The sequence below is a fragment of the Argonema antarcticum A004/B2 genome (genome assembly GCF_023333585.1).
Lineage (GTDB): Bacteria > Cyanobacteriota > Cyanobacteriia > Cyanobacteriales > Aerosakkonemataceae > Argonema > Argonema antarcticum.
In genome coordinates, this window is sequence record NZ_JAIQZN010000066.1 from 23,443 (window position 1) to 35,696 (window position 12,254).

19 protein-coding genes are annotated in these 12,254 nt (G+C 44.1%); 12 read left to right on the plus strand and 7 right to left on the minus strand.

What is annotated here, in order from left to right:
• Nucleotides 1–20: 20 nt before the first annotated feature.
• The 6 genes from LAY57_RS24165 (at nt 21) to LAY57_RS24185 (ending at nt 1,625) form a co-directional block, all read left to right on the plus strand.
• Nucleotides 21–245, plus strand: a complete 225-nt coding sequence (locus LAY57_RS24165) for a type II toxin-antitoxin system HicB family antitoxin (RefSeq protein WP_249069653.1) — start codon at nt 21–23, stop codon at nt 243–245.
• Nucleotides 246–253: 8 nt separating this feature from the next.
• Nucleotides 254–442, plus strand: a complete 189-nt coding sequence (locus LAY57_RS24170; RefSeq protein ID WP_249069654.1) for a type II toxin-antitoxin system HicA family toxin — start codon at nt 254–256, stop codon at nt 440–442.
• Nucleotides 443–448: 6 nt separating this feature from the next.
• On the plus strand, nt 449–745 hold the full coding sequence (locus tag LAY57_RS24175; RefSeq protein ID WP_249069655.1) for a hypothetical protein: 297 nt from the start codon (nt 449–451) through the stop codon (nt 743–745).
• Complete coding sequence (locus LAY57_RS35935) at nt 742–867, plus strand: hypothetical protein (protein ID WP_275994325.1); 126 nt, start codon at nt 742–744, stop codon at nt 865–867. Before LAY57_RS24175 ends, LAY57_RS35935 begins: the two co-directional genes overlap by 4 nt.
• A gap of 198 nt (nt 868–1,065) precedes the next feature.
• Nucleotides 1,066–1,410 carry a hypothetical protein gene (locus LAY57_RS24180; protein WP_249069656.1) on the plus strand — a complete coding sequence of 115 codons (345 nt, stop codon included), beginning with the start codon at nt 1,066–1,068 and terminating at the stop codon, nt 1,408–1,410.
• Entirely contained in the window at nt 1,407–1,625 is a 219-nt protein-coding gene (locus tag LAY57_RS24185) for a hypothetical protein (protein WP_249069657.1), read from the plus strand. Before LAY57_RS24180 ends, LAY57_RS24185 begins: the two co-directional genes overlap by 4 nt.
• Before the next feature lie 156 nt (nt 1,626–1,781).
• On the opposite strand, the gene LAY57_RS24190 is transcribed toward LAY57_RS24185, so the two are convergent.
• Together LAY57_RS24190 and LAY57_RS24195 are read right to left on the minus strand one after the other, a co-directional pair.
• A complete protein-coding gene (locus LAY57_RS24190) occupies nt 1,782–1,991 on the minus strand; it encodes a hypothetical protein (protein WP_249069658.1) in 210 nt (69 codons plus the stop codon).
• A gap of 4 nt (nt 1,992–1,995) precedes the next feature.
• Nucleotides 1,996–2,364: a GIY-YIG nuclease family protein gene (locus LAY57_RS24195; protein WP_249069659.1), complete on the minus strand. Its 369-nt coding sequence runs from the start codon at nt 2,362–2,364 to the stop codon at nt 1,996–1,998.
• Here LAY57_RS24195 and LAY57_RS24200 point away from each other — a divergent pair.
• On the plus strand, nt 2,356–2,814 hold the full coding sequence (locus LAY57_RS24200) for a hypothetical protein (protein WP_249069660.1): 459 nt from the start codon (nt 2,356–2,358) through the stop codon (nt 2,812–2,814). The genes LAY57_RS24195 and LAY57_RS24200 overlap by 9 nt on opposite strands.
• Here LAY57_RS24200 and LAY57_RS24205 read toward each other — a convergent pair.
• A complete protein-coding gene (locus LAY57_RS24205) occupies nt 2,783–3,283 on the minus strand; it encodes a hypothetical protein (RefSeq protein WP_249069661.1) in 501 nt (166 codons plus the stop codon). The two genes, LAY57_RS24200 and LAY57_RS24205, sit on opposite strands and share 32 nt — an antisense overlap.
• Before the next feature lie 7 nt (nt 3,284–3,290).
• Nucleotides 3,291–3,653, minus strand: coding sequence for a hypothetical protein (locus LAY57_RS24210; RefSeq protein ID WP_249069662.1), 363 nt, complete (start codon nt 3,651–3,653; stop codon nt 3,291–3,293).
• Between the two features lie 88 nt (nt 3,654–3,741).
• Here LAY57_RS24210 and LAY57_RS24215 point away from each other — a divergent pair, with 88 nt between their 5' ends.
• Nucleotides 3,742–4,428 (plus strand): hypothetical protein, encoded by a 687-nt coding sequence (locus LAY57_RS24215; protein ID WP_249069663.1) that lies wholly within the window; start codon nt 3,742–3,744, stop codon nt 4,426–4,428.
• On the opposite strand, the gene LAY57_RS24220 is transcribed toward LAY57_RS24215, so the two are convergent.
• Together LAY57_RS24220 and LAY57_RS24225 are read right to left on the minus strand one after the other, a co-directional pair.
• Complete coding sequence (locus LAY57_RS24220) at nt 4,393–4,677, minus strand: type II toxin-antitoxin system RelE/ParE family toxin (protein WP_249069664.1); 285 nt, start codon at nt 4,675–4,677, stop codon at nt 4,393–4,395. The genes LAY57_RS24215 and LAY57_RS24220 overlap by 36 nt on opposite strands.
• Nucleotides 4,674–4,886, minus strand: coding sequence for a hypothetical protein (locus LAY57_RS24225; RefSeq protein ID WP_249069665.1), 213 nt, complete (start codon nt 4,884–4,886; stop codon nt 4,674–4,676). The genes LAY57_RS24220 and LAY57_RS24225 overlap by 4 nt, the downstream gene beginning before the upstream one ends.
• Before the next feature lie 24 nt (nt 4,887–4,910).
• On the opposite strand from LAY57_RS24225, the gene LAY57_RS24230 reads away from it, so the two are divergent.
• The 4 genes from LAY57_RS24230 to LAY57_RS24245 all read left to right on the plus strand — a co-directional run bounded on the left by LAY57_RS24230 (nt 4,911) and on the right by LAY57_RS24245 (nt 6,570).
• Nucleotides 4,911–5,234, plus strand: coding sequence for a hypothetical protein (locus tag LAY57_RS24230; protein ID WP_249069666.1), 324 nt, complete (start codon nt 4,911–4,913; stop codon nt 5,232–5,234).
• Nucleotides 5,235–5,343: 109 nt separating this feature from the next.
• Nucleotides 5,344–5,706, plus strand: coding sequence for a type II toxin-antitoxin system HigB family toxin (locus LAY57_RS24235; RefSeq protein ID WP_249069667.1), 363 nt, complete (start codon nt 5,344–5,346; stop codon nt 5,704–5,706).
• The gene (locus LAY57_RS24240) at nt 5,690–6,106 is read left to right on the plus strand and encodes a helix-turn-helix domain-containing protein (RefSeq protein WP_249069668.1); all 417 of its coding nucleotides are present in this window, start codon (nt 5,690–5,692) and stop codon (nt 6,104–6,106) included. Before LAY57_RS24235 ends, LAY57_RS24240 begins: the two co-directional genes overlap by 17 nt.
• 11 nt (nt 6,107–6,117) lie before the next feature.
• Nucleotides 6,118–6,570, plus strand: a complete 453-nt coding sequence (locus LAY57_RS24245) for a hypothetical protein (protein WP_249069669.1) — start codon at nt 6,118–6,120, stop codon at nt 6,568–6,570.
• 39 nt (nt 6,571–6,609) lie between these two features.
• Here LAY57_RS24245 and LAY57_RS24250 read toward each other — a convergent pair whose 3' ends face one another.
• Nucleotides 6,610–12,240 (minus strand): S8 family serine peptidase, encoded by a 5,631-nt coding sequence (locus LAY57_RS24250; RefSeq protein WP_249069670.1) that lies wholly within the window; start codon nt 12,238–12,240, stop codon nt 6,610–6,612.
• Nucleotides 12,241–12,254 lie beyond the last annotated feature (14 nt).

Here is a 12,254-nt window from a genome sequence, read left to right on the forward strand (position 1 = left end):
TTAGACGTGGGTTGGTACTTATGAAATTAATGACGGAGTATACCATTGTTCTTCAGCCTGATGACAATGGTACTTTTGTCGCCTACATCCCAGCAATTCCCAGTTGTCATGCTTGGGGACAAACGCCTGATGAAGCGCGTGCGGAATTGGTGAATGTTTTCGATATGATCCAAGAAGAATATTCCGAACAAGGTCGCGAATTACCTGATGATGTTAAATTGGTGATTGCCCATGCCAGAAGATAGCAGGTGATTTGGAAAGAGTTGCTAAAAAATTGGGTTTTGTAAAGGTACGGCAGAAAGGAAGTCACGTTCGTTGGAAACATCCAGATGGACGATCGACTACTATTCCTATTCATGGTAATTCCGAAATCGGTAGTTGGTTATTTTATGAAATTCTTAAGCAATTAGGTATTAGTGAAGAAGAGTTTAATCAATTTTGATGAATAATGCGATCGCACTTTATTTTGAAAGGCGATCGCTTTTTAATATTCCATAGAAAAAAGAAGCGATCGCACCCACATCCATTACAAAAACGATCGCACTCTCTCATTACAAAAGTACGATCGCACCCACATCCATCATCAAACGCGATCGCACTCTCCAATTCCACAAGTACGATCGCACCCACATCCATCCCTAAAAGCGATCGCACTCTCCAATTCCACAAGCACGATCGCACTCTCCAATTGAACAAGTACGATCGCACTCTCACCCCACCAGCACTTACATTCCAAAAAGGGTGATCGCACCCACATCCCCACCAGCACTCTCATCCCAAAAAGAACGATCGCACTCTCATCCCCACCAACACTCTCATCCCAAAAGTACGATCGCACTCTCATCCCCACCAACACTCACATCCTAAAAAGGGCGATTGCGCTAAGGCGCACGCTTCGCGAACGCACTCATATCCCCACCAGCACTCTCAGCCCCAAAAGCACGATCGCCTACGGCACGCTACGCGATCGCACCCTCACCCCCACCAGCAAGATATGCCGAGAGGCACGTCATAGATCGCACTTTATCCCTAAAATGTTGAAAGGTAAATTATAATTAGGCAAATATGGCCAAGCTACCAGGGGAAACCACCTCAATCATCAATAGCTTAAAGCAGCAGTCGTTAGACATAGTTGAAGAAGCCAAAGCATTAGAAACCAAGATTTTCGATCTGTTTGGAGAAACAGAGGGAACCATATCTTATCTGGATGAAATGAAAGGCGTAGCAGATGATGCAGAATCCTCATACTCTCAACTGTCTACTCTCCAACTTTATATTGCCAAATCTCAACCCACAGCCCCTCGTGATATGCTAGAGTTACTAAGCACAGCGATTGCACGGACTCAAGCTAGGATTCCTGCCTGGGAGCGTAGCATTCAAGAGGTTAAAATGGAATGGAACTTCCTATGACTAAGCAACCGCGTATTCCCGAAAAAGAAACATCTAAACGCCTACTAGCAAATTTGCGGAAAACTCGTTTGGAAATGCAGGAATTTAACCAAGAATTAGCTGAAATTAATGCTGGTTTGGCACAATATATCAGCCAACAACAGTTGAAGCGAGTAAGGAAATCGCTTGAGGTTTTAGCAGGAGAGTCACAGAAATCTCCTGAAGAAATTAGCTGAGGAAGCAAGAAGCGCGATCGCTTTGCTGTTATCTTATCTGCGATCGCACTCTCCAATTCCACAAGCGCGATCGCACCCACATCCATTAGCAAATACGATCGCACTTACATCGATCTGCAAATGTGATCGCACTCTCTAATTCAAAAAACGCGATCGCTAATCGAACTTAGGCTTACAATCGGCAAAGGATAAAGCCTCTTCATCAAGATAACCTGCGATCGCCATTTCAATTACTGCCCAAACTGGATAGTTCATTGTTTTAGCCCGCATTTCGAGTCCGTTACGAATGTTTTCGGGTAATCCTTCCAGAAAAATTTGTGCTAATTCAGGGGAGAGATGTTCGTTGATAGCAGGCTGAGTTTGCATAGTGTTAGTCCCTCGCTGGAATTTTCACGTTATAGGGTGGGTTAATAGCTTGGATGATTAGGCTTTCTAATTCTGATGATAGCTGTATCCATTGAGTAAAATCTAATTGATAAAAAGCGACTCGGATGTCTGTAGCTTTCAATTCTTCAATAAATGCCCAAAGTAAAGCTTTGTGACCCCCACGAAAGCGATCGCGCAATGTTCTAGTTTTGCCAATGTAGAGGATTCCAAGAGTGCGATGCTTGACAGCGTAGATACCAGCAGTCATTGGGAGTTCTCGAAATTCTTTGGAAAGAGCTATACAATTTTCAAAGGGAATGGATGCAAGAGTATCCAGAATGACTTGGGCTTCTTGCTGGATGGATTGGGGCATAGCAATGAGAGATTTGGCAGTTTTTCCATCCTACAATGCGATCGCACTCTCGAATTGAACAAGTACGATTGCCTACGGCACGCTACGCGAACGCACCCACATCCATCACTAAAAGCGATCGCACTCTCCAATTCCACAAGCACGATCGCACTCTCTAATTCCAAAAGTACGATCGCACTCTCCAATTCCACAAGCACGATCGCACTCTCCAATTCCACAAGTACGATCGCACTCTCATCCCCACCAGCACTAACACCCAAAAAGGGCGATCGCACCTGCATCCCCACCAGCACGAACATACCAAAAAGCACGATTGCGCTAAGGCGCACGCTTCGCGAACGCACCTGCATCCCCACCAGCACTCAAATCCTAAAAAGAGCGATCGCACCTGCATCTATCCCCAAACACGATCGCACTCTCAAACAGATGCAGCAACAGCAAGCTCGATGAAACTTCCCGTTTCAGGATTTAAGATTAACCTTTCTCCTTCTAGTAACTGAATTAATAAATTCTCATCCACAACTGACATTCCGATTGCTTGCTCTGATAAGTCTTCAATTAATCTGACAGTTCCTCCAGGATTAAAAAGCAGCACTGACCATTCAGTAAGTACGGCAGTTACTTTTGACAAAGTTATGATTTGAAGAATGTAATTAGGGAATGGCATTGCTATAATAATTCTACCATTTTGCAGGTTAATAGCTGCTAACTTTTGATCTACTCCGATCCAAACTATTTGTTCATCCGGTGTTTTTTTGACGATAGGGCTGATGAGGTCACTTCTCCAACTGATTGCATAACTTCCTAAATGTTCACCCAGTTCTATAACTGCAAATTGGCGAGAGTGGTCATGGGCAATTATTTGCCGAGAACCATCTATTTGGGCGAATTGTGATTTGTTGATCGGTTGAATTTTCATATTTCTCCTATTGGTATATCTTAGGAATAATCGAGGTAACTTGTGGAATAGTATTAAAATCGCCTTGGGGATAAAAGTAACAAACTATAATTGCTCCTGTAGCTTGTTCATTACTCACTTCTACTTGACGAGCGATGCTAATCCCATATTTGGTAGTTCTTCTATACTCTATTACTTCTGGCGCGTTTAATCCGGCTTGAAATATTTGTAGTAAACGATCGCGCCCTCCCGCTGCTTCATTAATTCCTAGTCTATTTAATTCTCGCAGGTTTTGTAACGACCTTTGGGTGTTGTCTGGATCTGAGGTGACTCGACCAAAAAAGTAGTCGAATTTGCTTTCATTGATGGTAAAACCTTCTCCCTGTATCACTTTGTCCTGTTGGTAGCTATGGTTGGATGGGCGTTTTGGGCATCTGTAGCCGCAGTTATTTTACAATCGTATTTTACCTGATTTGCAAATGCGATCGCACTCTCATCCCCACCAGCACTCTCACCCCCACCAACACCCACATCCCCACAAGCGCGATCGCACTCTCATCCCCATCAGCACTTACATCCGAAAAAGGGCGATCGCACCCACATCCCCACCAGCACTGACATCCCAAAAAGTACGATCGCACTCTCCAATCCCACAAGTACGATCGCACCCACATCCATCCCCAAACACGATCGCACACACATCCATCACCAAAAGCGATCGCACTCTCGAATTCTACCAGCACGATCGCACCTACATCCATACTCAAACACGATATGCCTACGGCACGCTGCGCGAACGCACTCTCCAATCCCACAAGCACGATCGCACCCACATCCATTCCCAAACACGATATGCCTACGGCACGCTGCGCGAACGCACTCTCCAATTGAACAAGCATGATCGCATCCACATCCATCACCAAACACGATCCCACTCTCCAATTCCACAAGTACGATCGCACGAACATCCCCACCAACACTCTCATCGCAAAAAGTACGATAATGCTACGCATCGCTGCGCGAACGCACCCACACCCCACAAGCACGATCGCACGAACATCCTCACCAGTACTTACATCCCCAAAAGAGCGATCGCACTCACAAGCTTCGATTTGAATTTGCCAGTATTTTCAATACACCTCATCATGACTGCCAATGTCGAGTAAGAGAATTTCTTCATCTCCTGACTCTGGATTCGCAACAAAGTCAAATACAATCCGGCAGTCATACTCCACAGTACAAGCCCAAGATCCAGCTAACTGACCTTTGAGTTTGTGTGTTTGGAGTGATGGATCGAAAGAGTTTTCTGCCAAAAGCCTCAAGACAGCTTCAACTTTGGGCTGTAGTTCTGGGTGTTTGCGGATGAGGGCTTTGTAGGCACGTTTAAACGAGCGAGCAAAAGTGATAATTTTCAACTGTTTAGCTCCGCAATCGCTTCATTAACCGTGCCTCGAAAGACGTTTCCTTTTTTGTAGTCTTGTTTTCCTTGTGCAATATTAGCGGCAATTTCGGTACGTCGGCGATCGCGAAGCCTTCGCTGCATAATCCCAAGCAGGGCAGTTTGTTCATCTGGAGACAAGGTTTCGATCGCGTCTAAAATGCTGTCAAATGTTGAGGTTTGCATGGTGAGTTAGCTTTGGAGGCTCAAATGGCTCTGCCTTATTTTACTATTCCTTTCATGCGGTCGCTCTTGACTATGAAAGAGGGAAAAAAGCGATCGCACCCCCATCCCCACCAGCACTTAGCTCCGAAAAAGGGCGATCGCACCCACATCCATTCCCAAAAGTACGATCGCACTCTCCAATCCCACAAGCACGATCGCACCCACATCCATTCCCAAAAGTACGATCGCACTCTCCAATTCCACCAGCACGATTGCCTACGGCACGCACTCGCGTTCGCGCCCACATCCATTCCCAAACAAGAACGCACTCTCCAATTCCAAAAGCACGATTGCCTACGGCACGAATAGCGAACGCACCCACATCCATTCCCAAAAACGATATGCCTACGGCACGCTATGCGCTAAGGCGCACGCTACGCGAACGCGAACGCACTCTCCAATTCCACCAGCACCAAATTTGAGTATTGGCGTACAAAAGCAAGATAATAGAGATAGTGGTGCGATTGAAAAGGTTGGTGTGATGCGTGTCATTAGCCGAAAAATCTTTCGGGAATTTAGTGAGGAACATACAGATGCAAAGGAAGCCCTTTATGCTTGGTATAGAGTAGCAAGTAAAGCGACATGGCAGAACTTGCTTGATGTTCAGCAGATTTACCCCAAAGCCGAGGCGGTGGGAAACTTCACAGTTTTCAATATTAAGGGAAACCGATATCGGCTAATTGTCGATCTTGTTTATGTTTCTCAAAGAATCTACGTCAAATACGTTCTAACTCACGCAGAATATGACAAGGATGAGTGGAAAAATGACCCGTACTTTTAATGCCAAATCTTATACAGAACTATTAGTTCGCTATCAACCAAAACCGATCGTAACGGAGGCTGAGAATGATAGAGCAATTGCTCTTGTACAAGAACTTGAACACCGTTCGCCACGCACAGTGGAGGAAGAGGTTTTTTTGGAGCTTTTACTCGTACTGATTGAGAAGTTTGAAGAGGAAAACTATCCTATTTCTACAGTCAATTCTATTTCAATGGTGCAACATTTAATGGATGCAAGGGATTTAGAAGAGTCTGACTTGATACCCATTTTAGGTTCAGAGACAACCGTTTCAGAAATTTTGATGAATAAAAGACCGATTAAGCATGATGAAGCAAGAAAACTAGCTGAGTTTTTTTGCGTTGAGATGGATTTATTTCTGGAATCAGATTCAACGGATTAAACTTAAGTTGAGTGCGATCGCACTCTCCAATTCGACAAGCACGATCGCACCCACATCCATCCCCAAACACGATCGCACTCTCCAATCCCACAAACCCGATCGCACCCACATCCATTCCCAAACACGATCGCACTCTCCAATTCCACAAGCACGATCGCACTCTCCAATCCCACAAACCCGATCGCACCCACATCCATCCCCAAACACGATCGCACTCTCCAATTGAACAAGCACTCCAGCACCCACATCCATCACCAAAAACGATCGCACTCTCTAATTCGACAAGTACGATCGCACTCTCCAATCCCACAAGCACGATCGCACCCGCATCCATTGCCAAAGGCGATCGCACTCTCCAATTGAACAAGTACGATCGCACCCACATCCCTCCCCAAACACGATCGCACTCCTATCCCAACGAGGGCGATCACACCCTCTTACCTCGTTTGATAGGTAGGGATTAAAGTGGATTTAAGGAATGCTCGATTAAGTCAACTCTCATTTCAATCACGCCTGATTCTCACGTTGAGATTGTACCGCTTATCAAGAATGCCATTAGCCCTAGCGATGCCAATAGTTTTGCGGGGATCTTCTACCAAATTGAAAGTGAGAGTACCGTTTGTCACAAGTTGTGCGTCTTCATAAGATCTTAGGTCAGTCCGAACTTCAACATGAGTATGGTTGCCAGTAGAAGCACCTGTTGAACCCTCAATCCCAAGAATATCTCCTGGGTTAACCCAATCTCCTTGATTTACTCCAACCTTATCAAAGTGAAGATAGACAAATGCCCTCTGAAGATCTGGATTCCAAATCACGACAACATTATTGTACCGATAGTATTGGTAAACATCCCTCGTTTCACCAGTCACAGGATCTTTACCGATTGTTGTTTTATACTCACCATTATCATCATAAATATCTTGAAGATTTATAAGCGTTCTCCCATCGGACTTTACATAGGCAATTTTTCCGCCAACCAGGGCATGGATCTGAAGATTTTTATCTTGATCATTTGAGTCAATACCAACGTGATGATTTTTGTAGCCAGGATGATTTGTAAGATCCCGTTTTAAGTTGTTTGAGTCGTTATCAAGGTAGAGACGACGTATATATTCGTCAATACTTTGTTTTAGATATTCTTGATTACTCATATTTTGGATAGAAACTGTAGGACGACCATTGGCATTTTCTTCCCAAGAATCAGATGCTCCAATAACTTTATCTACGTTCAAAGTTTCTCGTGGGTCTTCAGGTCTGTTAAGGATTATACCCATTTCAAGACGAGCGCTTATTTGAGCGTTTTCTAAGCTTTCTACTGTTGTAAATCTTGGTACTGAGTCAGAATAGAGTTTTTGGTAAAGTACAGCCAGTCCTCCTGAAGGAATTACCTCCTCTTTAACCCATTCCATTTGACCCCAGTTTATTCTGATTCTGTGCCTTGTATTTTCATTGCCAGGTAGTGGTCGAACTAGAGAATAAACTGTGCCAATGTAGTCTTGTGGATCTTGAGAAGAAATTTGAGAAGCATTTACTCCTACTGTATTCTCTCCTCCAGTCCTGGGCAGAGTATTTCCTCTTGGATCGCCACCAGAGCTTCCGCCCGTACTAATTCCACTTGCTACTTCCTGAACATTGTCAGCCCAGAAATATCCTTCTCTACCATCATTGAGTCGTACTCGATACCAATTACGATAGGCAACTGTGGAGTCATTTGTTGTCACTTTCTCCAACAACGTGAAGGTTGTACCAGTAGATATTGCTTGAATTAACGTGCTTGAATTCGCCCAAGGGTATGTACGGAAGTTAGTGTCTCCTGTTAGTCTACCTCTTCCGCTTTCAGGCGTTTGGCTAAGAATCGAAGGAGATCCTGTTGGCTGAGGTTGAGGATTTGTTGGGAATGGCTGAGTTTCTTCTAGGTTGACATTAATTGTAGAAAAGCCAGTTCTATCGTAATACTGGACATGAAAATCGTATTCACCCGATTCATTAACTTTGAATTCAATTGTTTTTGCAGGTTCAGTAGAACTGCGATCGCGCCAATCTCCTCCAGGATTAAACCACTCATTAGTCCGAACATTTTTGAGCTTGAAAAATGTACCGTCATCAGATTGGGTTGTGATTTTGTAAGTTTTTCCAGCCTTTAAATCTGTGCGAGTCCATGCCACCATTGCAAAGTTATCATTCTGCACACCAGTTGCTGGACTTCCCTCGCCAAAATCTTTATCCAGGCTTATCAAATCATTGCTATTCTTTTGATATCCAAGGTCAACAACTGCCGCCGGATTATTCTTGAAATCGTAGTCATAGGTACTGTAATCATCTACATTCCCTTGATTGCGGTTTATAAACCTTGCATTCCAATGGTTAGCTGAAATATTAGGCCAAATATCTTGACCTTGCCAATTTCTTTTAATGGTACGACCATCATAAGTTTCGGCAATAAAGCCATTTTCAAATTCTTGATAAACTTTATAGCCATTAAAATTAGACCGCTCCTGTGACATTGTGGGGAAGCCTAAAATTCCATCTTGCCCACCCACAGAACGATAGGCATTTAGAATACCGCCCTGAACTCGGTATGGGCCACCAGTAGTGATTTGCTGCTGTTGTCCGTTATTGTCGATGTATTTCTCCAAGCCTCCCAAAGCTGATTGACCATCTTTGAGCAAGAAAATACTATCCCCATCTCCTTTGGGGCTAGCTGTAAATTCTTGAACCCATCCATTATTAATGCGACGCACTGAACCAGTTGGTTGTCCTACACTTCCCGGATTCCAGTATCCATAATCATTCTTCCATTGCAACTCCGTACCATTGGGCGCACCTTGACCTACTAACTCAAAATATTTAGCATTCTGGTTGTAATTTGGCGTAACAACCCCATTACGATTTGTCAGCATTCCTCCTTCAAAATACGCTACTTCACTACCATCAGCCTGTCTGATAACAGATGAAATCGGTACGCCTAAACCAGAGTAAATGCCAAACAATCCATCCTGTAAATAAGGATTTTTGCCAGAAGGGTCATCGTATTTTCTGAAATAGTAATTCGTGTAGTAGTCAGCAATTGACCCTGATAGCGAGAAAGTTCCGTTCTGGCTCTTGTAGAGCGAAGTGTATCCTAAATTTTGGCTTGGGAAGAAAGCTCTTTGAACGTCAGTGCCAAAATAAGATTTTGCTGGTGAAGTATCGACAAAGCTAGGATTACCTAAATAATTACCCTGACCTACAAGCCGATTATATTCAGCCAGCATCTCACCACTTAGCGTCTTGCCATTGGAGAACCACTGAGTAGCATTATTATCAAAAGGTACTGTCACCTGGAATGCACCAGTAAAAGTATTACTTTCAGCACCAGACTGGTCATAAGCTGTCGCTTTCAACTCATAGTTACCAGTTGCTAAATCGTCCACGCTCAAAGAGAAATTTGCCCATTGAGCATCCCTGTTCAAACTTTGATTGCGGCTGAAAAATTGCCAGTCATTACCATTCTGTTTCAGCCAGAAATCTACTCTAGAAATGTCACTGGCACCATTGCGATCGAAAACTTTGCCATTTAGCTCAACAGTTGAGCCTACGTTGTAGCTGTTACTCGTTAAGTTAAACTGCAAGTTTTCCGGTGCAGTGTTTCTGGGAATAGCAGACAAACTAAAGTTATAGTTAGAACCACCAGAGGCAAAAGGTTTCAATCGGATGTAGTAAGTACCTGGAGTTCCCGGATATGTACCAGCCATATCTGAGCTAAAATTCGGCGCAGGAGTATTTGTACTCCACTGCAATTTAAAATCATTATTATACAGTTGAAAATCTACGCCAGGAGTTAACCCATCTACGCGCCAATTCAGGTTGCTATCATTATTCAATTCAAAGCGGTAATAGTCAGATGGATCGGCATCACCCAAGAAATCTTGAAAAGTTTGAGTGCCATTAAGTACACCGATATTGCGTGCTTGATTAAAGCTATTTCCCGCATAATCTGGCGGTACAGTTGCCACTGGGGTAGCAGTTCCCAATCCTAATGTAGAAAATGGCGGAACTGATGCACCGGGCTGTGTTGCCCCTGGAATTGTCGGTAAAGGAACACCTGCACCATAACTATACCAAGTTGCATAACCACTCGGCTGCACGCTCAAGTAGCCATTAGCATAATAATGAGTATCTACCCCATTACTTGTAACAGTCTTAGAAAATCCTCCGGCATTACTTGGAACTTGTCCTTCACCTGGATTTTGTGCTTGTCGAGAGAAAATCCCATTAATTGTGAAAGGTTGTGTATATGGCTGCTTAATCCATTGCCGATTAATACTATCCCAAGAAGGACGTGGCAAAACTTCTAAAATATAGCGCCCTTTATTGAGATTTTTTAACTCTATTGGCTGAGTCAAATCGAGGGCAACAAAGCCAGTATCTACTAATACTTCTCCAGCACCGTTTTCACCTTCAAGTCCTACTAGCTTCTTAACTTGTAGTTGAATCCGATCGGCAACAGACGAGCTTATTTTAAGGCTTAAATTCCCTGGTTCGTTTACATCTAGCCAATAATTTACCCCTGGTTGAGTAGAATTAGTCGGATTATAGTTAAGCAGATCGGAGGTATTTAGTTCAGCTACAGTTACTCCCGATGGAGTTTTAAATTGTGCAGCCCCAGAGAAACTAGAAGGTCGATCTGGAATAAATTCAGATGCTAGGTTATAGTTCTGTAAATTAGTATGATAAACAACAGGCTCATCTCCAAAAGGATCTAAAAAGTTGTTCTGGGAATCCTCTAGATTGAGTTTGAAATAATACGTACCAGGATCGACAAACATCTCCTCAGTGTTGGAAACTGGGGCGGTGTATGCACCCCCTGCATATCCACCTCCCATCGCTGAGCCTGCCCCTACGTTGTATAATTTGGAGTAAGAAGAGGAAAATTGACGCGATATTGGTTTACCATCTGTTCTCAACCACTCTACATTTGGCAACCATTCTGTACCGTTAGTGCGAGTAACTGTGTAGCGTAAATAACCCGGTTGCTCAATAGTAACTTCATAATATTTTTCGCGATTATTGATATCAACTATATCGCTATCGGAGAAGTTAGGATCTGGTTGTACCGCCGCCGTAGCTAGGGTATTCCCTCCACTCGCAGCCCGCTCGACTGGCGTTACTTTCCCTTCTCCATCCCAAGTAAATGGCGCTACCCAAGGGAAAGGCGTGTAATCTTGCGGTGTTGTTTTCTTCGCTAATTCGAGCGCACCTACTGCATTTAATAACCCAGCGCCCGTTTCTGCATCCCATCCCGGCGTTTTCACATCCACCGCCGTCAATTCGAGAATATCAATAACTTGTCTGTAGCTAAGATCGGGATTTGCTGCCCATATTAAAGATGCCACACCCGTTGCCCTCGCTGCTGCAACGGAAGTCCCCGCCATCATACCTACGCCATCTTTTACCGTAGACAGCACGGGATTATCCGTATTACCACCTTCAGTTAAAATATCTAAACCCGCACCATAGCTGGAATAGTTGGCCCGATCGAACTCATTCGATGCGCCAACAGTAATAATATTGTCAAACTCCTGGGAAGCTTGTCCCAAAACCGACATCACGCCGCCATCGTTACCAGCAGCAGTGACAATTAGCACATGATTTTGACGTGCAAATTCGATCGCTTCCCGTTCTTTTGGCGTCAACTCATACCGCGTAGTAACACTACCATCTGGATTAACTTGCGTTAAATCTAAACTGAGATTAACAACGGCATTTTTGTATCCAGAGTATTTCGCCGTACCCACAAATTCGTACAGCGAAGAAGCCCAATTTCCACCACCTACCGCACGCCCCAACCAAATTGGTGCTTTATCGTTGATACCATCAATCCCAATACCATTACCTTGGGTAGCAGCAATTAATCCTAAAATATGAGTTCCGTGTTCGTTTCCTTCACCGGGAGATAGGAAAGGATTGCCGTCATTGGAAATGCGATCGCTTCCCAACTTAAATCGGCGATAATCAAGATCGGGATTATTTGCACTAAATCCAGTATCAATTACACCAATTAAAGGTTGATTTGGATCGATCTGTGGTGTCGGATCGACTACTGGTGGCGGAGTCACAGGTGTTCCCGGATCGACTACTGGTGGCGGAGTCACAGGTGTTCCCGGAT

Bases quoted from the DNA above. Each gene is read 5' to 3' on its own strand.
- LAY57_RS24165 (WP_249069653.1), top strand. From the start codon at position 21: ATGAAATTAATGACGGAGTATACCATTGTTCTTCAGCCTGATGACAAT.
- LAY57_RS24175 (WP_249069655.1), top strand. From the start codon at position 449: ATGCGATCGCACTTTATTTTGAAAGGCGATCGCTTTTTAATATTCCAT.
- LAY57_RS24180 (WP_249069656.1), top strand. From the start codon at position 1,066: ATGGCCAAGCTACCAGGGGAAACCACCTCAATCATCAATAGCTTAAAG.
- LAY57_RS24185 (WP_249069657.1), top strand. From the start codon at position 1,407: ATGACTAAGCAACCGCGTATTCCCGAAAAAGAAACATCTAAACGCCTA.
- LAY57_RS24190 (WP_249069658.1), bottom strand. From the start codon at position 1,991: ATGCAAACTCAGCCTGCTATCAACGAACATCTCTCCCCTGAATTAGCA.
- LAY57_RS24195 (WP_249069659.1), bottom strand. From the start codon at position 2,364: ATGCCCCAATCCATCCAGCAAGAAGCCCAAGTCATTCTGGATACTCTT.
- LAY57_RS24205 (WP_249069661.1), bottom strand. From the start codon at position 3,283: ATGAAAATTCAACCGATCAACAAATCACAATTCGCCCAAATAGATGGT.
- LAY57_RS24215 (WP_249069663.1), top strand. From the start codon at position 3,742: ATGCGATCGCACTCTCATCCCCACCAGCACTCTCACCCCCACCAACAC.
- LAY57_RS24225 (WP_249069665.1), bottom strand. From the start codon at position 4,886: ATGCAAACCTCAACATTTGACAGCATTTTAGACGCGATCGAAACCTTG.
- LAY57_RS24230 (WP_249069666.1), top strand. From the start codon at position 4,911: ATGGCTCTGCCTTATTTTACTATTCCTTTCATGCGGTCGCTCTTGACT.
- LAY57_RS24240 (WP_249069668.1), top strand. From the start codon at position 5,690: ATGACCCGTACTTTTAATGCCAAATCTTATACAGAACTATTAGTTCGC.